At 61.5% G+C, this 20,134-nt stretch carries 16 protein-coding genes; 9 read left to right on the forward strand and 7 right to left on the reverse strand.

Annotated elements, in window-relative coordinates:
* Positions 1 to 20: 20 nt before the first annotated feature.
* Both ASE36_RS01440 and ASE36_RS01445 read left to right on the forward strand, forming a co-directional pair.
* On the forward strand, positions 21 to 1,913 hold the full coding sequence (locus ASE36_RS01440; RefSeq protein WP_062274932.1) for an ABC-F family ATP-binding cassette domain-containing protein: 1,893 nt from the start codon (positions 21 to 23) through the stop codon (positions 1,911 to 1,913).
* 67 nt (positions 1,914 to 1,980) lie between these two features.
* The gene (locus ASE36_RS01445; protein ID WP_062274934.1) at positions 1,981 to 2,226 is read left to right on the forward strand and encodes a type II toxin-antitoxin system VapB family antitoxin; all 246 of its coding nucleotides are present in this window, start codon (positions 1,981 to 1,983) and stop codon (positions 2,224 to 2,226) included.
* A gap of 248 nt (positions 2,227 to 2,474) precedes the next feature.
* Here ASE36_RS01445 and ASE36_RS01450 read toward each other — a convergent pair whose 3' ends face one another.
* Both ASE36_RS01450 and ASE36_RS01455 read right to left on the reverse strand, forming a co-directional pair.
* Positions 2,475 to 2,924: a DNA polymerase III subunit chi gene (locus ASE36_RS01450; RefSeq protein ID WP_062274937.1), complete on the reverse strand. Its 450-nt coding sequence runs from the start codon at positions 2,922 to 2,924 to the stop codon at positions 2,475 to 2,477.
* A gap of 20 nt (positions 2,925 to 2,944) precedes the next feature.
* Positions 2,945 to 4,441 carry a leucyl aminopeptidase gene (locus tag ASE36_RS01455; RefSeq protein WP_062274939.1) on the reverse strand — a complete coding sequence of 499 codons (1,497 nt, stop codon included), beginning with the start codon at positions 4,439 to 4,441 and terminating at the stop codon, positions 2,945 to 2,947.
* 313 nt (positions 4,442 to 4,754) lie between these two features.
* Between ASE36_RS01455 and lptF the strand changes: the two genes are divergently transcribed.
* From lptF to rsmA, 6 genes are all read left to right on the forward strand, one after another.
* The gene (gene lptF / locus ASE36_RS01460) at positions 4,755 to 5,921 is read left to right on the forward strand and encodes an LPS export ABC transporter permease LptF (protein WP_062274941.1); all 1,167 of its coding nucleotides are present in this window, start codon (positions 4,755 to 4,757) and stop codon (positions 5,919 to 5,921) included.
* Positions 5,918 to 7,000 (forward strand): LPS export ABC transporter permease LptG, encoded by a 1,083-nt coding sequence (gene lptG / locus ASE36_RS01465; protein ID WP_062274942.1) that lies wholly within the window; start codon positions 5,918 to 5,920, stop codon positions 6,998 to 7,000. Before lptF ends, lptG begins: the two co-directional genes overlap by 4 nt.
* Positions 7,000 to 9,333, forward strand: coding sequence for an LPS-assembly protein LptD (locus tag ASE36_RS01470; protein WP_062274944.1), 2,334 nt, complete (start codon positions 7,000 to 7,002; stop codon positions 9,331 to 9,333). The genes lptG and ASE36_RS01470 overlap by 1 nt, the downstream gene beginning before the upstream one ends.
* Before the next feature lie 124 nt (positions 9,334 to 9,457).
* On the forward strand, positions 9,458 to 10,405 hold the full coding sequence (locus ASE36_RS01475) for a peptidylprolyl isomerase (protein ID WP_062274946.1): 948 nt from the start codon (positions 9,458 to 9,460) through the stop codon (positions 10,403 to 10,405).
* A gap of 17 nt (positions 10,406 to 10,422) precedes the next feature.
* Positions 10,423 to 11,445, forward strand: coding sequence for a 4-hydroxythreonine-4-phosphate dehydrogenase PdxA (pdxA, locus tag ASE36_RS01480; RefSeq protein ID WP_062274949.1), 1,023 nt, complete (start codon positions 10,423 to 10,425; stop codon positions 11,443 to 11,445).
* Positions 11,445 to 12,272 carry a 16S rRNA (adenine(1518)-N(6)/adenine(1519)-N(6))-dimethyltransferase RsmA gene (gene rsmA, locus ASE36_RS01485; RefSeq protein ID WP_062274951.1) on the forward strand — a complete coding sequence of 276 codons (828 nt, stop codon included), beginning with the start codon at positions 11,445 to 11,447 and terminating at the stop codon, positions 12,270 to 12,272. The genes pdxA and rsmA overlap by 1 nt, the downstream gene beginning before the upstream one ends.
* An 8-nt stretch (positions 12,273 to 12,280) precedes the next feature.
* Here the strand turns inward: rsmA and ASE36_RS01490 are convergent, their stop codons facing one another.
* Together ASE36_RS01490 and ASE36_RS01495 are read right to left on the reverse strand one after the other, a co-directional pair.
* A complete protein-coding gene (locus ASE36_RS01490; protein ID WP_062274953.1) occupies positions 12,281 to 14,473 on the reverse strand; it encodes a methyl-accepting chemotaxis protein in 2,193 nt (730 codons plus the stop codon).
* A gap of 124 nt (positions 14,474 to 14,597) precedes the next feature.
* On the reverse strand, positions 14,598 to 15,530 hold the full coding sequence (locus ASE36_RS01495; RefSeq protein WP_062274954.1) for a choline sulfate utilization transcriptional regulator: 933 nt from the start codon (positions 15,528 to 15,530) through the stop codon (positions 14,598 to 14,600).
* Between the two features lie 98 nt (positions 15,531 to 15,628).
* On the opposite strand from ASE36_RS01495, the gene betC reads away from it, so the two are divergent.
* Positions 15,629 to 17,146 carry a choline-sulfatase gene (gene betC, locus ASE36_RS01500; RefSeq protein ID WP_062274956.1) on the forward strand — a complete coding sequence of 506 codons (1,518 nt, stop codon included), beginning with the start codon at positions 15,629 to 15,631 and terminating at the stop codon, positions 17,144 to 17,146.
* A gap of 71 nt (positions 17,147 to 17,217) precedes the next feature.
* Here the strand turns inward: betC and gmk are convergent, their stop codons facing one another.
* From gmk to mltG, 3 genes are read right to left on the reverse strand one after another with little or no spacing between them, the layout of a single operon-like run.
* On the reverse strand, positions 17,218 to 17,862 hold the full coding sequence (gene gmk / locus ASE36_RS01505) for a guanylate kinase (RefSeq protein ID WP_062274958.1): 645 nt from the start codon (positions 17,860 to 17,862) through the stop codon (positions 17,218 to 17,220).
* A gap of 3 nt (positions 17,863 to 17,865) precedes the next feature.
* Positions 17,866 to 18,756 carry a YicC/YloC family endoribonuclease gene (locus ASE36_RS01510; RefSeq protein ID WP_062274960.1) on the reverse strand — a complete coding sequence of 297 codons (891 nt, stop codon included), beginning with the start codon at positions 18,754 to 18,756 and terminating at the stop codon, positions 17,866 to 17,868.
* Positions 18,757 to 18,778: 22 nt separating this feature from the next.
* Positions 18,779 to 20,002, reverse strand: a complete 1,224-nt coding sequence (mltG, locus tag ASE36_RS01515) for an endolytic transglycosylase MltG (protein WP_062277822.1) — start codon at positions 20,000 to 20,002, stop codon at positions 18,779 to 18,781.
* Positions 20,003 to 20,134: the final 132 nt, after the last annotated feature.

The raw sequence follows: 20,134 nt of genomic DNA on the forward strand, positions 1-20,134 counted from the left end.
AGATCGGCCAAAAGCCAGACATGATCACGATCAACGACATCTCCGCCCGCATCGCCGGAAGGCTGCTCATCGACCATGCGACCGTCGCGTTGCCGGCTGGCACAAAGGCCGGCCTTGTCGGCAAGAACGGGGCTGGCAAGTCGACGCTTTTCCGTATCATCACCGGCGACCTCTCGGCCGAAACGGGCAATATCTCGATCCCGAAGAATGCCCGGATCGGACAGGTGGCGCAGGAGGCGCCGGGGACCGAGGACTCGCTGATCTCGATCGTGCTTGCCGCCGACAAGGAGCGCGCCGCCCTTCTCCTCGAAGCGGAGACGGCGACAGATCCGCATCGGATCGCGGAGATCCAGACGCGGCTTGCCGATATCGGTGCCCATTCGGCGGAAGCGCGTGCTGCGACCATTCTCTCCGGCCTCGGCTTCGACCACGAGGCGCAGCTGCGCCCAGCTTCGTCCTTTTCCGGCGGCTGGCGCATGCGTGTCGCGTTGGCAGCCGTGCTCTTCGCCGAGCCGGATCTCCTGCTGCTCGACGAACCGACGAACTATCTCGATCTCGAAGGCACGCTCTGGCTTGAAGACTATGTGCGCCGCTATCCGCACACGGTCATCATCATCAGCCACGACCGCGACCTCCTCAACACCGCCGTCAATTCGATCATCCACCTCGACCAGAAGAAGCTGACCTTCTATCGCGGCGGCTATGACAGCTTCGAGCGGCAGAAGGCCGAAAACGACGAGCTGCAGATGAAGGCCAAGGCGAAGAACGACGCCGCGCGCAAGCATTTGCAGAGCTTCATCGATCGCTTCCGCGCCAAGGCGACCAAGGCCAAGCAGGCGCAGAGCCGCATCAAGGCGCTGGAGCGGATGGGCACTGTCGCCGCCGTGATCGAGGACCATGTCAATCCGATCACCTTCCCGAAGCCGGAGAAACAGCCCGCCTCTCCGATCGTTGCCATCGCCAGCGGCGTCGTCGGTTACGAACCGGGCAAGCCGATCCTGAAGAACCTCAATCTGAGGATCGACAATGATGACCGCATCGCGTTGCTCGGCTCGAACGGCAACGGCAAGTCGACCTTCGCCAAATTCATCTCCGGCCGGCTGGAAGCGCAGGGCGGGCAGCTGAAGACGGCCTCGACGCTGAAGATCGGTTTTTTCGCCCAGCACCAGCTGGATGACCTCATTCCCAACGAAAGCCCCGTCGACCATGTGCGCCGACTGATGCCGCAGGAGGGCGAAGCCAAGGTGCGCGCCCGCGTCGCTCAGATGGGGCTTGCGACCGAGAAGATGGACACCGCGGCCAAGGATCTTTCCGGCGGTGAAAAGGCGCGCCTGCTGATGGGGCTTGCGGCCTTCCATGCGCCGAACCTCCTGATCCTCGACGAACCGACGAACCATCTCGACATCGACAGCCGCAAGGCGCTGATCGAAGCGCTGAACGACTACGAAGGCGCCGTCATCCTGATTTCCCACGATCGCCACCTGATCGAGGCGACCGTCGACCGGTTGTGGCTGGTCAACAACGGGACCGTCACCAGCTTCGACGGCGATATGGAAGAGTATCGCAGCCTGATCATTGCGGCGGGCAAAAAGCCTGCCGAAAGGGACAAGGCAGATACGGCAGCCGGCGATCAGGTGAACAAGGCGGAGCAGCGCAAGGCAGCGGCCGACCGCCGCGCGAGCCTGGCGCCGCTCAAGAAAAAGATCAACGAAGTCGAGGCTTTGACAAAGAAGCTGGAGACTTTGATTCAGACGCTGGACAAGGAGCTCGCCGATCCGGCTCTGTACGAGAAGGCTCCGGCCAAGGCGGCCGAAAAAGCCAAACAGCGCGGTGAAGCGGCGGCGAAGTTGTCGGCGGCGGAAGAACAGTGGCTGGAGCTCTCGACCGAGTATGAAGAGGGCATGGCCGGCTGATCGGCACCTTTCTTGTTGCAACCCCGAATATACAATATCCTGATGGCGTATATTCACAGGTGACGCCATGCCGCTTTACGTAGGCGACGAAAAGGTGAACCAACTCGCCGAACAGGCGCAGAAGATCCTGAAGGCCCCGACCAAGACGGATACCCTCCGTCAGGCGCTGGAGCGCGTGGTGCAGGAGGACGAACAGCGTCCACCGCTCGCCGAACGGCTGGAGAACATCAAGCAGCGCTACCAGGGCTTGGGGACGGTCGATCCCGATTTCGACGAGAAGGCGTTTCTCGACGAAATGTGGGGCGATGTCTGATGTTTCTCGGACTAAACGCCGAAATCCTGCCAGCCAGCCGCGACACAGCGCTTGCCGCGCTCGATGCGTTCTCCCGTTACGGCAAGGGACGCCATCCGGCCCGCCTCAGTTTCGGCGACTGCTTTTCCTATGCAAGGCGCCAAGGCATCCGGTGCCGCCCTCCTCTATGTGGGCAAGGATTTCCGTCGCACAGATCTCGCCTGACCGAGTGTGCAGCCCGCCGGCTCACTGTCACCGCATTGCAGCCGCTACGCCTTCTTTTCCCAGCGCCCTTCCGGCGTCTGCTGCCAGTATGTCAGGCTGTGGCCTTCCGCCTTCAGCTTTTTCCACTGCCCGCGCGCCGCTTCCAGCTGGATCACATCGTAGCCATCGAAAACGAAAACGACGCGCTCGTAGTCAAGCGTCTCCGGCGGTTCTGCGCCATCGACCAGAAAGCGAACGCTCGCGGCGTTCAGGTTCTCCGGCTCAACGGTGAGGAGCACCGGCTGTCGCGCCGGCGTTGCCCCCTCGTCCGTCCCATGCGGCAAGAAGCTGTCGTCCCGGTAGACCCAGAGATGGGCATCGAGGGCATCGCGCCGCTCGGGATCACGGGTCTGGACCGCAACTGTCCAGCCGCGGTCCACGCTCTTTTCGAGGAGCGGTGGGAGCGCGTCTTCCAGTTTCGATTCGGTCAGATGGTAGAAAAGGACTTCTGCCACACGTGTTTCCTTGGCCCCGGTCAGGCTTCGTAGTTCGCCCGCACCAATTCGTCGAGCAGGCGCACACCGTAACCGGAGGCCCAGGACTGATTGATCTCGTCGCTCGGCGAGCCCATCGCCGTGCCGGCGATATCGAGATGGGCCCAGGGCGTGTCCTTGACGAAGCGCTTGAGGAACTGCGCGGCGGTGATCGAGCCGGCGTGGCGGCCACCGGTGTTTTTCATGTCGGCGAACTTGGAATCGATCATCTTGTCGTAATCCTTGCCGAGCGGCATGCGCCATAGGCGTTCGTTGGTGCTGAGGCCGGCCGCCAGCAGCTTTTCGGCCAGATCGTCATTGTTGCTAAACAGGCCGGCATGCAGATTGCCGAGTGCCACAAGGATGGCGCCGGTCAGCGTTGCCAGATTGATCATGAAGGCCGGCGCGAAGCGCTCGTTGCAATACCAGAGCGCATCGCAGAGCACGAGGCGGCCTTCGGCATCGGTGTTGATGACCTCGATCGTCTGGCCGGACATGGAGGTGACGATGTCGCCAGGGCGCTGGGCGTTACCGTCGGGCATGTTTTCGACGAGGCCGATGATGCCGATTACGTTGGCTTTCGCTTTGCGAGCGGCGAGCACATGCATGAGGCCGGTGACCGCGGCTGCCCCGCCCATGTCTCCCTTCATCTCTTCCATGCCGCCGGCCGGCTTGATCGAGATGCCGCCGGTGTCGAAGACGACACCCTTGCCGATAAAGGCGATTGGCTTGTCCTTCGACTTGCCGCCCTTCCACTGCATGACGACCAGGCGCGGCGGGCGAACCGAACCCTGGGCGACCCCAAGAAGAGCGCCCATGCCGAGCCTCTTCATCTCCTTTTCGGTCAGGATCTCGATTTCGACGCCAAGCGCTTCCAAGTCTTTTGCCTTGGCGGCAAATTCGAGGGGCCCGAGCACATTGGCCGGTTCATTGACCAGATCGCGGGCGAGCACGACACCATCCGCAATGGCGCGTGCTTCGGCAAAAGCCTTCTTGGCGCCAGATGCGTCGGCGGTGACGATGGTGACCTTCACCGTCTTGTCGGCCTTTGCCTCGTCGTCGTCGCCTTTCTTCTTCGTCTTGTAGGTGTCGAACTTGTAGGCACGCAGCAGCATGCCAAGAGCAAAATCAGCAGCCGCCTTGGGCGTCACCACGCTTCCCGGAACGTCGAGAAAGACGGTGACGGTCTCGGCACCCTTGAGGTTGGCGGCGGCGCTGCCGCCAGCCTTTAGCCAGTCATGGGCCGTCAAATTCTCTGCCTTGCCCAGCCCCAGAACAACAAGGCGATCGGCAGCCGAGCCGTGTGGCGCGACGATGTCGAGCACCGAGGACGCCTTGCCCGAAAAGCTGGCGACCTTCGCAGCCCTGGCGTAGATGCCGCCCGGATCTGCATCTGTCATTCCTGATGGGGTTTCAGCCTCAGCCGTCTTCAATGCAATGACGAGCCCCTCGGTCACGGGCTGCGACTTCGAGAAGGAGATGGCGAGTTTTATCGACATGAAAAATCAATCCTGGCGTCTGTGGAATTGAATGACCGATCATGGTCTTTTCGATCACGATGGCAAGACGGGACCTGTTCTTTGTTGTCGCAGTCCCCCGAATGCGGAGCGTCAGGGCTTTGCTGCTCCCCATGATGAGCCGCGAGTGGCGGACGATTTTCGACAGCGTGTCCGTTTTGTCGCGGTGGACCAAAAAAACGGAACTCGAAGCGGGGGAAAATCTCGCTCGTCCGTCGCCAAATCGCCGCAAGCGTCGTAGAGAAGGCTCGTCATCGGCCCCTCGCGCGTTTTTGCAGGGGCGCCAGGGAACCGCATGAAGATACTCGAACAATATATTCTGCGACGTGTCGTCCTGATGTTCCTCACGGCCCTTATGCCGGTGCTGGCGATCATCTGGACCACGCAGGTATTGCAGCGTATCAACCTCGTTACAGACAGCGGTCAGTCGGTCGGCTCTTTCATGAAGCTCGCGACGATGATCCTGCCGACGCTGGTCTCGACGGTCCTGCCGTTTGCGCTGGTGATCGGGATCACCCAGACGCTGACGACGATGAACAACGATTCCGAACTTGCAGTGGTCGACGCAGCCGGCGCTTCGCGCTCGACGATCCGGCGCCCGTTGGTCCTGCTCGGCATCGGGCTCACAGTCTTCTCGTTCTTCATGGTGAGCTATGTGGAGCCGGCGATGCGGGTGAATGTCCGCACGATGATATCCACGGCTTATGCGGACCTCCTGTCCTCGGTCATCGAGGAAAAGACCTTCCGCAAGATCGAAGACGGGCTCTATGTACAGATCACCCAGCGACAATCCGGCCGCGGGTTGAAGGGGCTGCTGATTGCCGATTCCCGCGACCCTAGTTCGCAGATGATCTATTACGCCCGCGAAGGCGCCGTCGACGAAAGCGGCAAGACGCTGATCATGCAGGACGGTGAAGTGCAGCGGAAGGCGCCGACCGGCGACGTCACCGTCATCCGCTTCGACCGCTATGCTTTCGACCTCTCGGAACTGTCCGAACAGCGCGGCCAGACCCGCTACGGCGCGAAGGACAAGTCACTGGGTGAACTTTTCGATCCCGATCCCATGGACCCGGAGTTCAAGCGCAAACCGGGTGATTACCGGGCCGAGTATCATCGCCGCATCAGTTCCGCTCTGTTTCCGATCGTCGTGACGCTGATTTCGCTAATGTTCTGCGGCGACGCGCGCTCTCATCGCGAAGCCCATCTGCATCCCATGGTGTCGGCTCTGATCATGGCGCTGACGATGTTCTGGATGCACAACTACGCGACAACTCTCGCGGAGCGCGATGCAAGTTTTGTCATGACGCAATATGCCGTGCCCTTCGTCGCCGGTGGTGCGGCCCTGTTCTACTTGATGGCCGATAAACGGCCGGCTCTCCCGTCCCCTGTGTCGCGGATGGTAAGCAACGCCGTTTTGTCCGCTCGCAAGCGCATGGGCTCCAATGCGGGGAGTGCTGCATGATCCGCACCCTCGGCCTTTACTTCTTCCGCCGCTATATGATGACGGCGCTGTGGTTCTTCCTCGGCGTCATCGGCATCACCTACCTCATCGACTTCACCGAAACCTCTGGGCGTTTCGACGGCCTGCCCGGATATTCGCTCGGCGGGGTCCTGTTCCTGACGGCGCTTCGACTGCCGCTCATCCTGCAGCAGACGGTTCCCTTCATCGGCCTTTTCGTCGGCATGGCGACGCTGATCAGCTTCAACCGCAAATCCGAACTTGTCGTGGCGCGAGCGGCCGGCATTTCGGTCTGGCAGTTCATGGCGCCGTTCCTGATCGGGGCGGCGATGATCGGCCTTGCCACGACGCTGATCATCAACCCGCTTGCGGCCTGGGGGCAGCGGCAGAGTGCGCAGATCCAGTCCGACTGGCGCGAGTCGGCGGACCGAAGCAAGCCCGCCCCCATTCCGTGGCTTCGCCAAAGCAGCGGCGACGTGGATGTGGCCATCGGTGCCAACACGGTTCTGGAGGACGGAACGCTGCTCGTGGACGCCGTGCTGTTGCATTTCGACAAGGAGGGCCGAATCGTCCTCCGGCAGGATGCACGCACAGCAACGTTGAAAGATGGTTACTGGATCCTTACCGACGTGACGGAGAACCGTCCCGGCGAGATCCAGAAGAGGCTGGCCGAGGCGCGGGTGCCCACCAACCTCAATGCCGAATTCGTCCAACAGCGGCTGGTGCAACCGGACAGCGTTGCTTTTTATGATCTTTTTCGAAAAATTGAGGTGACCCGGTCATTCGGCCTGTCGCCCGATGCGCTCGAAACGCAGTTTCACTCGCTCTTGTCATTGCCGTTCCTGATGATTGCAATGACACTGATCGCCGCAACCGTTTCCCTCAAATTCAGCCGGATCAACCAATCCAGGTCGGTGATTCTCGGTGGAATATTGTCAGGCTTCGTGCTTTATGTTGTGACAGTGCTCGTCAGGGCATTCGGAAGCAGCGGCGTCATGCCGCCGTATGTTGCGGCCTGGGTACCAGTTGTCGTAGCGATGGCATTGGGGGCAACGATTCTGCTTCACAAGGAGGATGGTTAGTGGCGGTAAAAGACCGCGCGAATATCAGGAGGCTCACAGTAGCCCTGCTGACCGGTGTCGCTGTGTGCGCTTTGTCGCTCCCTGCGCCCGTCGTGCATGCACAAAGCCTGTCGGTGCCGGGTGCCGGTTCCGAAGCAATGCCTGAAGACGCGAAACTCCTCCTCGCAGCCAATGAACTGCTTTACGACCGTGACGCCGAACGCGTCGTGGCGAGCGGTGCGGTGCAGATCAATTACAACGGCTACCAAATGGTTGCCCGTCAGGTCGTCTATGACCAGAAGACGGGCCGCGTCACGGCAGCCGGCAACATCGAACTGGTGGAGCCGACCGGCAACCGCATCTATGCGGAATCGCTAGACGTCACCGACAACTTCTCCGACGGCTTCCTTAAGTCGTTGCGTGTGGAAACGAACGACAATACTCGTCTTGTCGCCGAAAGCGCGGAGCGCGTCGGCGGCACCCAGATGATCCTGCACAAGGGCGTCTACACGGCATGCCTGCCCTGTGCGGAAAATCCCTCTCGCCCACCAATTTGGCAGGTGAAAGCTGAACGGGTTATCCAGGACGGCAAGAAGCATACGGTCAGACTGGAAAAGGCTCGCTTCGAGCTCTTCGGTCATTCGCTCGCGACGCTTCCTTTCATCGAAGTTCCCGACAATACGGTAAAGCGGAAGTCCGGCTTTTTGTTCCCGGAATTTAAGTCGGGCGAAAATGTCGGCTTCGGCATTGCTGTGCCCTACTACATCGCCATTGCGCCCGATCGTGATGCGACGGTGACTGCCACGGGCTTCACAAAGCAGGGTCTTCTGCTGGAAGGTGAGATCCGCCAGCGGTTCGAAAAGGGCGAAGCAAACTTGCGCGTCGCCGGCATCAGCCAGATGGACAGTGAAGCTTTCACTGCAAACACCAGTGACTCTGCGCAGGACGTCCGTGGACTGATTGCTTCCAAGGGCGATTTCAAGATCAACCCGCGCTGGAGCTTCGGCTGGGATGTCATGTTCCAGTCGGACAACAACTTTGCCCGTACCTATGCGATCGAAGGGCTGAACAGCTCGACGAACACCAATACGGTTTATCTGACCGGCAAGGGTGATCGGAACTTCTTCGACATGCGCGGCTATTATTTCGACGTGCAAGACGCCGACATCAACGATACGGCCGAGAAGAAGCAGGCGACCGTTCTGCCGGTCATCGACTACAGCTATTATGCGCCGGAACTCGTGGCTGGGGGTCAGCTTTCGGGGACCCTGAACTTCACGTCACTGTCACGCTTCTCTGAGGAAGCTGTCAACAATGATGGGGTCGCCGGAAACGATCTCTATCGCGGCCTCAAGGGCAACATGAATCGCCTGACCGGCGAGTTGGAGTGGGAACGGACCTTCGACGGCCCAGGCGGCCTGCAGATCACGCCGTTGCTGGCAGCGCGCGGCGACGTCTACGGCCTCGCGATGGACGCACCGAGTGATTACTCGGGCTACACCTCGGACGATGCTCCGACCCGTTACATGCTGACCGCTGGCGTCGAGCTGCGCTATCCGTGGCTGGTGACGATGGGCAACAGCACCCACATCATCGAGCCGATCGCCCAGATCTATGCCCGCAATAACGAGCAACTGGCCGGCGAGCTTCCCAATGAAGATGCCCAGAGCCTCGTCTTCGATGCGAGTAACCTGTTCTCGCGCAACAAGTTTTCGGGCTTCGACCGGGTCGAAGGTGGCACGCGGGCCAATGTCGGCTTGCGTTATACCGGTAGCCTCGACAACGGCATCGGGCTTCGCGCCGTCATGGGTCAGTCCTATCATCTGGCCGGTCTGAACTCCTATGGGACCGACGACCTACTGGCCGTCGGCTCCGACTCCGGCCTCGAAACCGACGTCTCGGACTTCGTCGCTTCGGCGGGCATCGAGCTGCCGATGGGCCTGTCGCTCAGCACCGGTGTGCGGCTGGACGAGAAGACCCTGGCGCTTCGGCGGACGGACTTGAATGCGACCTATGCGAACGACCGTCTCTCGACGAGCGTTACTTTCTCCCAGGTTGCTGCGCGCCCCGAATACAGCTTCGACGACAATAACCAGACGATCGCGTCCAGCTCCACGATCAAGCTGAACCAGTCTTGGTCGGTCTTCGGTTCGGTCAACTACGATATCGACTCGAATGCCTTCAACCGGCGCAGCGTCGGGATCTCGTATGCCGACGAATGCACGACGCTCTCGCTCTTCTACTCGGACAAGACCGACCCGGACGACGAGACTGCGAACGACTGGACGATCGGCGGCAGGCTGGTGTTCCGCACACTCGGCGAAGTGAAGCTCAGCGACATCTCGTCCAACTGAGATTCCCCGGGTCGCACAGAGTCATTGTTTTGCCGTATGGATTGTACAAACCATGCGGCAGTTTAAGATCCGTATGATGAAGAACGTCCGGCAAATTCTTGTTTGTCCGGAGAAAGGATGTGAGATGGCTCAAGCGAAAAACGGCATCAGCCTTTTGGTCGCCGGCGTCATTGCCTTGTCGCTCAGCGTTTCCCCGGCGCCCCTTGGCAGCCAGGCCATGGCTGCGACCTCGGTTGTCGCGGTGGTCAACAAGACCGCGATCACGAGTGGAGACCTGGCCCATCGCGTGGCCTTCCTGCGCCTGCAGCGCAAGACCGGCAATCTGCAGAAGATCGCCAAGGAAGAACTGGTCGACGAAGTGCTGAAGCGCGATGAAATCGCCCGCGTCGGCATGTCGGTAAGCACGGCGGATGTCGATGCGTCCTTCGCCCGCTTTGCCGCATCCAACAAGATGTCGGTCGAGCAGCTCAACACGATCCTTGACCGTGCAGGCGTCACCGCCGCGCATTTCAAAGCCTTCATCGCGGTATCGATGAGCTGGCCACGGCTGGTGAATGCTCGTTATGGAGCAGGCGCCGGCAGCAAGCTCTCGAACCAGGACCTCGTCACGCGCCTGCTCGAAAACAAGCAGAAGCCTGTCACCACCGAATACATGCTGAAGCAGGTGATCTTCGTCGTTCCCGCGTCGAAGAAGGGCATTGTCGGCAAGCGCAAGGCGGAGGCTGAAAAGTCCCGCGCGTCTTTCCCGGGCTGCGATCAGGCGATGCAGTTTGCCAAGAATTATCTCGACGTGTCGATCCGCAATCTGGGCCGGGTGCTCGAGCCGGAACTGCCGCCCGAATGGAAGCCGCTCATCGAAAAGGCGAACGGCGGAACGACGGCGACCCGCGTCACCGAGCGTGGGGTGGAATATCTCGCGATTTGCAACCAGCGCCAGGTCTCGGACGACGTTGCCGCAGAAATCGTGTTCCGCGCCGAGGATATCGGCAAGGAAAAGAAGGACGGCGAAAACCCGAATGCCGCCAAGTATCTGGAAGATCTCCGCTCCAAGGCGCAGATCGTGATGCAATAACGGCGGAAGGCCGAGAGATGACCGACGGCGTTCTTCCGCTTGCGCTCAGCCAGGGCGATCCCGCGGGTATCGGGCCCGACATTGCCCTTCAGGCTTTCGCGCAGCGGACGGTGTTGGGACTGCCGGCTTTTCTCTACATCGGCGATCCCGAGGTGCTGAAAGTCCGGGCACGCCTGCTCGACCTTGACGTCGCGATGGCGGAGACAGACGCAGAAGGCGCAGCAGCGCTCTTTGCGACCAAGCTTCCGGTCCTGCCCATTGCCACCGGCACAGACGTGCTTGCGGGCAAACCCCATGTCGCCAATGCGCGCGGCACGATCTCTGCAATCGAGACGGCCGTTGCGCTGACCCTTGCAGGGCGAACACGTGCGGTCGTCACCAATCCCATCGCCAAGTCCGTGCTTTACGAAGCCGGCTTCGGCTTTCCGGGCCACACAGAGTTTCTCGCAGATCTCGCTCAACGGACAACCGGCCAGGCAGTCACGCCGGTGATGATGCTGGCCGGGCCAAAGCTCCGCGCGGTTCCGGTCACCATTCACATTCCAATCAAGGATGTGCCAGGTGCCCTCACGGAATACCTCATCGTCGAAACCTGCCGGATCGTGGCGAACGATCTCAGCCGCCGCTTGGGCTTGTCCAGTCCGCGTCTGGCCGTTGCCGGGCTCAATCCGCATGCGGGTGAAGAGGGGGCGATCGGGCTTGAAGACCAGGATGTCATCCTGCCTGCCATTCGCCGCCTGCGCGACGAGGGCATTGATGCCTTTGGCCCACTGCCAGCCGACACCATGTTCCACGACGAAGCGCGCGGGCGCTATGACGTTGCGATCTGCATGTATCATGACCAGGCCCTGATCCCGGCGAAAGCACTCGGCTTCGACGACAGCGTGAATGTCACGTTGGGCCTTCCCTTTATCCGCACCTCGCCCGACCACGGCACGGCTTTTGGGCTTGCTGGTACCGGGCTTGCGCGCGAGCAGAGCCTTGTTGCGGCGCTCCGCATGGCAGATGCCATGAGCCATTCTTCGAAAGATACCGCCTGATGGCCGCACTCGACGGACTGCCGCCCCTCAGGGACGTGATTGCGCGCCATGGGCTTGATGCGAAGAAATCGCTTGGTCAGAATTTTATCCTCGACCTCAATCTGACCCAGAAAGTGGCTCGGACTGCGGGTTCACTTGAAGGGGCAACCGTGTTCGAGATCGGCCCTGGCCCCGGCGGCCTGACGCGCGCGATCCTGGCGCTCGGTGCGGCCAAGGTGATCGCGGTCGAGCGCGATGCGCGGTGCCTCGCGGCCTTGGCGGAGATCCAGGCCCATTATCCCGGTCGGCTTGAGGTCATCGAAGGCGATGCGCTGAAGACGGATTTCGAGGCGCTGGCAGACGGCAAGCCTGTCAAGATCATTGCCAACCTCCCCTACAATGTCGGCACCCAATTGCTTGTCAACTGGCTCTTGCCGCGCCAGTGGCCGCCCTTCTGGTCGTCGCTGACGCTGATGTTCCAGAAGGAGGTCGGTCAGCGGATCGTGGCCGGGGAGGACGACAATCATTACGGTCGTCTCGGTGTGCTCTGCGGTTGGCGCACGCAAGCGCATATGGCGTTCGACATCCCGCCCCAGGCATTCACCCCACCGCCCAAGGTGACCTCTACCGTCGTTCATCTGGAGCCGCGCCCGACACCCCTGCCCTGCGATCCCGCCAAGCTGGAACGCGTGACGACCGCAGCCTTCGGCCAGCGACGCAAGATGCTGCGGCAGAGCGTCAAGTCCATTGGCGGCGAGGCTCTTCTTGCCCGTGCGGAGATCGATCCGCAACGCCGCGCTGAGACGCTGAGCGTGGAGGAATTCTGCCGGCTCGCCAACCTTCTTTAAGTAGAGCCCTATGCCGCGTGCCGACCGGATGATGGGGCTTCATTCTCATGCGGCAATCGGAACATGGCAATCTGCGCATTCAGGCGATCAGCTTCCGTCGCGACGCTTGAGGTCGCCGCACTCGCCTCTTCCACCATCGCCGCATTCTGTTGCGTCACCTGATCCATCTGGCTCACCGCCTGACTGATCTCCTCCAGCGCCGCCTTCTGCTCATGCGCGGAGGAGACGATGGCGGTCACCCGCTCGTTGATCTTCTGGACGAAGTCTTCGATCCCCCGCAAGGTTTCGCCTGTCTCATGCACGAGGCGAACGCCTGCTGCTACTTCCTGGGTCGAGCGGGAAATCAGCGCCTTGATTTCACGGGCGGCGGTGGCCGAACGTTGCGCAAGCTCGCGGACCTCCTGGGCGACCACGGCAAAGCCACGGCCGCTTTCGCCGGCACGGGCCGCTTCGACACCCGCATTGAGGGCCAGAAGATTGGTCTGGAACGCGATCTCATCGATCACGCCGATGATCTGCCCGATCTGGCCGGATGACTGTTCGATATGGTTCATGGCCGTCACGGTTTCGCCAACCACCGAGCCGGAATGTTGGGCCGTATGGGTTGCCTCCTTCACAAGGCTGCCCGCTTCGTCGGCACGCTTGGCGGCGCTGCCCAGCGCTGAGGTGATCTCGTTGATCGAGGCTGCTGCTTCTTCAAGGGCTGCGGCCTGACGCTCGGTGCGGCGGGCGAGATCGTCGGTTGCGATCTGTAGTTCGTGCGAGCCGCCATGGAGGTGACCCGTGCTCTCGCGGATGGTCGCCATGATCCCGCAGAGCCGGTCCATGGAGCCGTTGAAGTTGGTGCGCAGGGCATCCAGCGTGTCGGCAAAGGGCGACTGGAGACGGAAGCCGATCTCGCCGGTCGAGAGCGCATCCAACCCCTGGCCGAGTTGCTCGACGGCAAAGGCGATTTCGGCTGCCCGGGCGGCGCGCTCCTGTTCCGCGGCCTTTTCCGCCTGACGCTTGATCCGCTCGGCCTCCTCCTGTTCCGCGATCTCCTTCAACATGCGCTCCTTGGCCAGCGCGATATAGCGGCTCACGGCGGAGCCCATCTGACCAATCTCATCCTTGCTGTCGGACTGGATGAGATCCACTTCGATCTCGCCGGCTGCCAGCCGGTGCATGGTGGCCGTGAGACGACGAAGGGGGCGCACCACTGTCAACGACAAGGACACAGCGAGGAAGAAGGCCAGCGTCAACACACTGCCGGTGATGCCACCCACCTTCAGCAGATGGTGGTACTCGCCATCGGCGATCGACTGGCTGTCGGCAATGATCGCTGCCAGCGTCTCGTTTTCCAGTTCCTTCAGCCGCTCTATGCGTTTGGCGGAACGCTCAAGCCATTCCTGATCGTCAAAGCCTGTCAGATCCGCGGCCAGTCCCGCCTTCATCATGGCCGCGCGGATCTTTTCGACTGCTTCGGCATCCGGTGTATGAAGGGATGCCGCATAACGCTCGCGGTCATCCTCGGGAACGAGATCCAGATACTGGCTGATGAGCGACATCTGAGAGCCGAACATGCCGATGAAGTCGAGGTAGTGCGCCTCGTTGAACTTGCCCTCGGCAATGAAGCTGTGGCCCAGATTGCGCTCCTGTCCGGCAACTTCCTTGGCGTTCATCAGCAGGCTGTACGCCATCATCTTGCCAACGACGCCCCGCGCGCCAGCATCCAGCGAGAATTCCTGCGAGATGTTCATCAGATTTCGGACAAGGTCCGTGTAGTAGGTAAAGGCTTCGGTCTGAGAGATCCCGAGCGCATCGATCTTGGAGCGGACGGTGGTGAGATCGGCCAGCGCCTGTTCAAGCGTCTGCTCGTGGCGCGTCAACGTTGGATCGCCTTCTGCCCTTATGTCCGCTCTGATGCGGGCAACGAGTTGCAGATTGCTATCAACGGCGGCACGGGCACTTGTCAGTTCCGTGCGATGCCGCACCCCTTTCGTAGCAAGAAGCCCCACCGCCTCGGCACGCTCGGACTGCAGAACATGAACCAGGTCACCGATGATGCCGAGATCCCTGCTGACGACACCGAGCTCGCGGGCATTGATGTAGGCGACATAGGTGGTGTTGATCTCGACATAGGCCAGACCTGCGAGTGCGAGCAGGGGAATGGCGAGGGCAAATGCAAGACGCCAGGTTACCGAGATGTCGGTCAAGCGCATTTCGATCTCCAGATCATCCGACGCGGGCCGAGAGGGCACGCAACTTTAACGGCAAACAAGGATGAACCTGAAGTAGTTAAATATTAGCTTCAAATAACGTACGGAACTTAGTTATCTGAGACTTTCACCGCTCTGCAGCGACGTGTTCAGAGGCCGTCGTTATCACCGTCGCCTCATCCTGCAGCCAGCTGCCGAGTTGCGCTGCCGCACGGTCCCCGGCTGTGCCCAGCAACCAATAGCCACGGTCCGGCACATCTACGGCTTCACCGCTTACGACCAGCAGACCGGCCTCCAACAGCTGGTCGACAATGCCGAGCCAGCCGAGTGCAATCCCCTGTCCTCCGAGGGCAGCCTGAACCACCATGGCATAGGTGTTGAAGCGCAGGTCCCCGGTCGGCTGTTCGCTTCCTGCCGGCAGGCCAGCGGTTGCGGCATAGGATCGCCAGTCCAGCCAGGGCGAGCCCGCTTCGGCTTCCAGGTGAATGCGCGGCGCATCCCTGCCTAGGTCGGCGAGGTCAGACCGCTCCAGACGGTCGCGCAGCGCGGGCGCACAGACCGGCACGACCCGTTCAGGCATGAGCAGGACAGCCTCTTCGCCGACATCGGCCCGCGCGCCGAAGGCCACGGCCAGATCCGCCTGCTCCCGCCAGTTTTGCGTCAGGCGCTGAGCGGCGACGATCTGCAGGTCGATCTCTGGATACTGCCTTCGAAAACCCGGCATGCGTGGAATGAGCCAAAGGCTGGAAAAGGCGTAGTCTGTCGCCAGACGAATGACGGGGCGGCGACGGGCATGTCGGATGTCGCGCTGAAGGGCATCGACCTCTTGGACCGTGCGCTCGGCGATCACCAGCAGCCGCCGCCCCTCCTCCGTCAGCCTGACACCCCTGTGCAGACGCGTGAGGAGAGGCACGCCTAAGCGCTGTTCGAGCAGCCGCATCTGGTAGCTGACCGCTGGCTGGGTCAGCCCCAGGCCCTCGGCCGCCGCAGAGAGCGAACCGCGTCTGGCGATCTCAACGAGCAGCCGCATCCAGCCCAGATCGACAGAGCCGTCAGACATCAAATTCTTTTATGGCACACATCAAAAAACTCCGGCTACACAGCATCTAACGGTCGTTCTTCAATCATCATAGACAATAGCAGACCAGAGGGAAATCCATGGCAGCGCGACCCAATATCCTGATCCTGATGGTGGACCAGTTCAATGGCACCTTCTTCCCTGATGGGCCGGCGGATTTCCTGCACGCGCCGCATCTGAAAGCGCTTGCCGAGCGCTCCGTGCGCTTCGCCAATGCCTATACCGCCAGCCCGCTTTGCGCGCCGGCCCGCGCCTCTTTCATGTCTGGCCAGTTGCCGAGCCGCACGCGCGTCTACGACAATGCCGCCGAATTCGCCTCTGATATCCCGACCTTTGCCCACCATTTGCGCGCCGCCGGCTATCAGACCAGCCTTTCGGGCAAGATGCATTTCGTCGGGCCGGACCAGTTGCACGGTTTCGAGGAGCGGCTGACCACCGACATCTACCCCGCAGATTTCGGCTGGACGCCGGACTACCGCAAACCCGGCGAGCGCATCGACTGGTGGTATCACAATCTGGGCTCGGTCACCGGGGCCGGTGTCGCCGAGATCACCAATCAGATGGAGTATGACGACGAGGTGGCCTTCAATGCGACCCGTCGGCTCTACGACCTGTCACGGGGCCATGACGACCGGCCGTGGTGCCTGACGGTGAGTTTCACCCATCCGCATGACCCTTATGTGGCGCGGCGCAAATACTGGGATCTCTATGAAGACTGCCCGGCGCTCGATCCGACGGTGCCGGCCATTCCCTATGATGAGCAGGACAGCCACTCGCAGCGCCTGATGGACGCCTGTGACCACACCGCCTTCGACATCACAGATGAACAAATCCGCCGGGCACGGCGCGGTTATTTCGCCAACATCTCCTATGTCGATGACAAAATCGGCGAGATCCTCGATGTGCTGGAACGGACGCGGATGGCCGACAACACGGTCATCCTCTTCGTCTCCGACCATGGTGACATGCTGGGCGAGCGGGGTCTGTGGTTCAAGATGAATTTCTTCGAGGGTTCTGGCCGGGTACCGCTGATAATTTCGGTCCCAGGCCTTGAGGGACGGCTGGTAACAACCCCTGTCTCGACACTCGATGTCACGCCGACGGTTGCTGGCCTTGCCGGCCTCGATATCTCAACCCTTGCTCCCTGGACCGACGGCGAAGACCTGATGCCGCTTGCAAAGGGTACCGGCGGTCGGGGGCTCGTGCCGATGGAATATGCGGCCGAGGGCACGGTCAGCCCGATGGTCGGTTTGCGCGATGCCCGCTACAAGCTGACGCTCTGCCAGGCCGACGCGCCGATCCTGGTCGATCTGGAGGCAGACCCGTACGAACTTGAAAACCTGGTCGACGAGCCTGCCGCCGAAACAGTGTTCAACCGGCTTGCCGAAGAGGCGCGGACGCGCTGGGATCTCGCCAAGTTCGATGCGGCCGTACGCGAAAGCCAGGCGCGGCGGCACGTGGTCTATCAGGCCCTGCGTAATGGCGCCTATTTCCCCTGGGATTACCAGCCGCTGCAGAAGGCGTCGGAACGCTATATGCGCAACCATATGGATCTCAACATCCTGGAAGAGAGCCAGCGTTTTCCACGGGGTGAGTGATCGCGTAAAATGAAGAAGGGCGGCCGAGGTGATCGCGCCGCCCTTATTCCTTGTCCAACTGAGAGCGCCGATCAGGCAATCAGCCCCTCAACGAAATCAAACAACCCGTGCCGGCGGTCGCGGCGCAGGCGCTCGGCCTTGACGATCGACTGCACGGCATCGAAGGCTGAGTTCAGGTCGTCGTTGACGATGACATAGTCATATTCGCGCCAGTGCTTGATCTCGGAGCGGGAATTGTTGAGGCGGGTCTGGATGACCTCCTCGGTGTCCTCGGCGCGGCGATGCAGTCGCGATTGCAGCTCGGCCATGGTCGGCGGCAGGATGAAGATCGAGACGACATCGGCCGACATCTTTTCCTGCAGCTGCTGGGCGCCCTGCCAGTCGATGTCGAAGAGCATGTCGCGACCCTCACCCATCGCGGTTTCCACCGCCTCGCGGGGCGTTCCGTAATAATTGCCGTGCACCTGCGCCCATTCGAGCAGACTGTCGCTGTCGCGCAGCCGTTCGAATTCACGCTGCGAGACGAAGTGGTAATGCACACCCTCGATCTCGCTCTGGCGGCGCGGGCGCGTGGTCACGCTCACCGACAGGCTGATTTGCTGGTCCCGGTCCATCAGTGTGCGGGCGATGGTCGATTTGCCGGCGCCTGAGGGGGAGGAAATGACCAGCATCAAGCCGCGCCTTGCGATCTTGACGGATGTGGAGGCGGCGGACATGGACTACTCCAGATTCTGAACCTGTTCGCGGAACTGATCGATGACGACCTTCAATTCGATGCCGGCGCTCGTGACGGCGACGGCATTGGATTTGGAACAGATAGTATTTGATTCGCGGTTAAATTCCTGCGCCAGGAAATCGAGTTTGCGGCCGACCGGGCCACCCACGGCCAACAATTCGCGAGCAGCCGTCACATGCGCCTTCAGGCGGTCGATTTCCTCGCGGAGATCAGCCTTGGTGGCGATCAGCGCGATCTCCTGGTGCAGGCGGTCGCGGTCGAGGCCTGATGTCGTGTCCATCAAGGTTGCTAGCTGTACCTCCAGCCGGCGTGCGATCTCTTCCGGCGAACGGGAGGGATCGGCCTCGATCTGCAGCGCGAGCGCTTCGATGCGGGTGATCTGCTCTTCGAGGATGGCGCGGAGTGCTGCCCCTTCCGTCTCGCGCATGGCGGCAAGCGCGTTTACGGCCTCGCCCAAACCTGCGAGGACATCGGCATCGCGGCTCGCCACGGCCGCCTCGTCGTCTTCCGCCTCGCGCATGTCGACGAGGCCGCGGATCGACAGGAGCGTATCGAGCCTGAGCGGCGCCGGGTCGAGCACGTCGGGGCCGAGCTGGTCGCGCAATGCGAGTACGGCGTTCAGCGCATCCCGGTTGAGTACAGCTTCAACCCGGTTCTCGCTGACGCTGAGCGCTAGGCCAACCTGCAGATTACCCCTTGTCAGGCGCTCGCCAACCAGACGGCGGAGGTCCGTTTCGAGATATTCCTGGCCCTGCGGCAGGCGCGAGCGGATGTCGAGCCCCTTGCCGTTTACCGATCGCAGTTCCCAGGCCCATCGGTAACGTCCCGACGTGCCTTCGACGCGGGCAAAGCCCGTCATGGATTGGAGTGTCATCGTCCGGCCCCCTCGGCCTTTGTCAATTGCCGGTGCCCGGATCGACTTCCGGCGCCACGTCGAGCGTGGCGGGCGGCGTCTGGGCGCGCTCGGCTTCCATCTTGCGCCAGCGCTTCACATTGGCGTTGTGTTCGGCAAGGGTCGCCGCGAAGATATGACCGCCCGTGCCATCGGCGACGAAATAGAGATCATCGGTCTTCCAAGGATGGGCAACCGCTTCCAGTGCCGCGCGACCCGGATTGGCAATCGGGCCCGGCGGCAGACCCTTGATCACATAGGTATTGTAGGGCGTTTCCTTCTTGATGTCGGACTGGAAGATCGGCCGGTCAGCCGGCTTTCCATCGCCACCGAAAAGGCCGTAGATGATCGTCGGATCCGACTGCAGGCGCATGCCCTTCTTCAGGCGGTTGATGAAGACGGAGGCAACATGGGCGCGTTCGTCATCCTTGCCGGTTTCCTTTTCGACGATCGAGGCCAGCGTGATGAATTCCTCGCGCGTCTTCACCGGCAGGTCGGGATCGCGGCGCTCCCAGATCTGGTCGATCAGCTTTTCCTGGGCGGCCGCCATCTGGGTCACGATCTCGGCGCGCTTGGTGCCACGGGTGAATTTGTAGGTGTCGGGACGCAACGAGCCTTCCGGCGGCAATTCAGCCGGCAGATCCCCTTCGAGAACTGTGTCGTCGGCGAGGCGCTGGAACATCTGCTTGACGGTCAGGCCCTCCGGCATCGAGACCGAATAGAGGATCGACTTGCCGGATTCGAGCAGCTCGGTCACGTCCTTCATCGAAGAGCCTGCCTTGATCTCGTATTCGCCGGCCTTGAGCGTCTCGCCTTTGTCCAGATAAGTGGCGGTGACATAGCGATAGATACGGGCGTCGGAAACCACGCCATTGCGCTCGAGGTTGTTGGCGATCTCGGCGAGGCCCGCGCCACCGCGCACGACAAAATTGGTATTCACCGCAAGCGGTCCTGGGCGCTGATAGGCATCCATCACGTAATAGAAGCCGGCCACCGCGACCACACAGACGAAGACGACCATGGTCATCAGGAAGTTCAGGAAGATGACCAGCTGACTGCGCGCCTTGCGCGACCGGCGCGGCGGCTGCGGCACGCGTTCGGGGCGCAGCGCATCGTTCGGCGATTTCGGAATGAACGGCCCCTTCGCCGTATTCGTGTCGGCATCGCGACCGAAGGGAACACCGTTGTTCTGGCTACCGCCATTCTGGCTGTTGTCGGTCACCGGCAATCCTTCTTTGTTTTCTGTCGCGGCTGTTTCAGCCAGCAATGCGGCAAAAATCGGGGTCTGCGCCCGACGCGAAGCGCCGGTCGTGCACCACGATTTCTATCCGTAGAACAGCGTCACGAGCAAGAGCGCCCG

Source organism: Rhizobium sp. Root274 (assembly GCF_001429245.1).
Taxonomy (GTDB): Bacteria; Pseudomonadota; Alphaproteobacteria; order Rhizobiales; family Rhizobiaceae; genus Allorhizobium.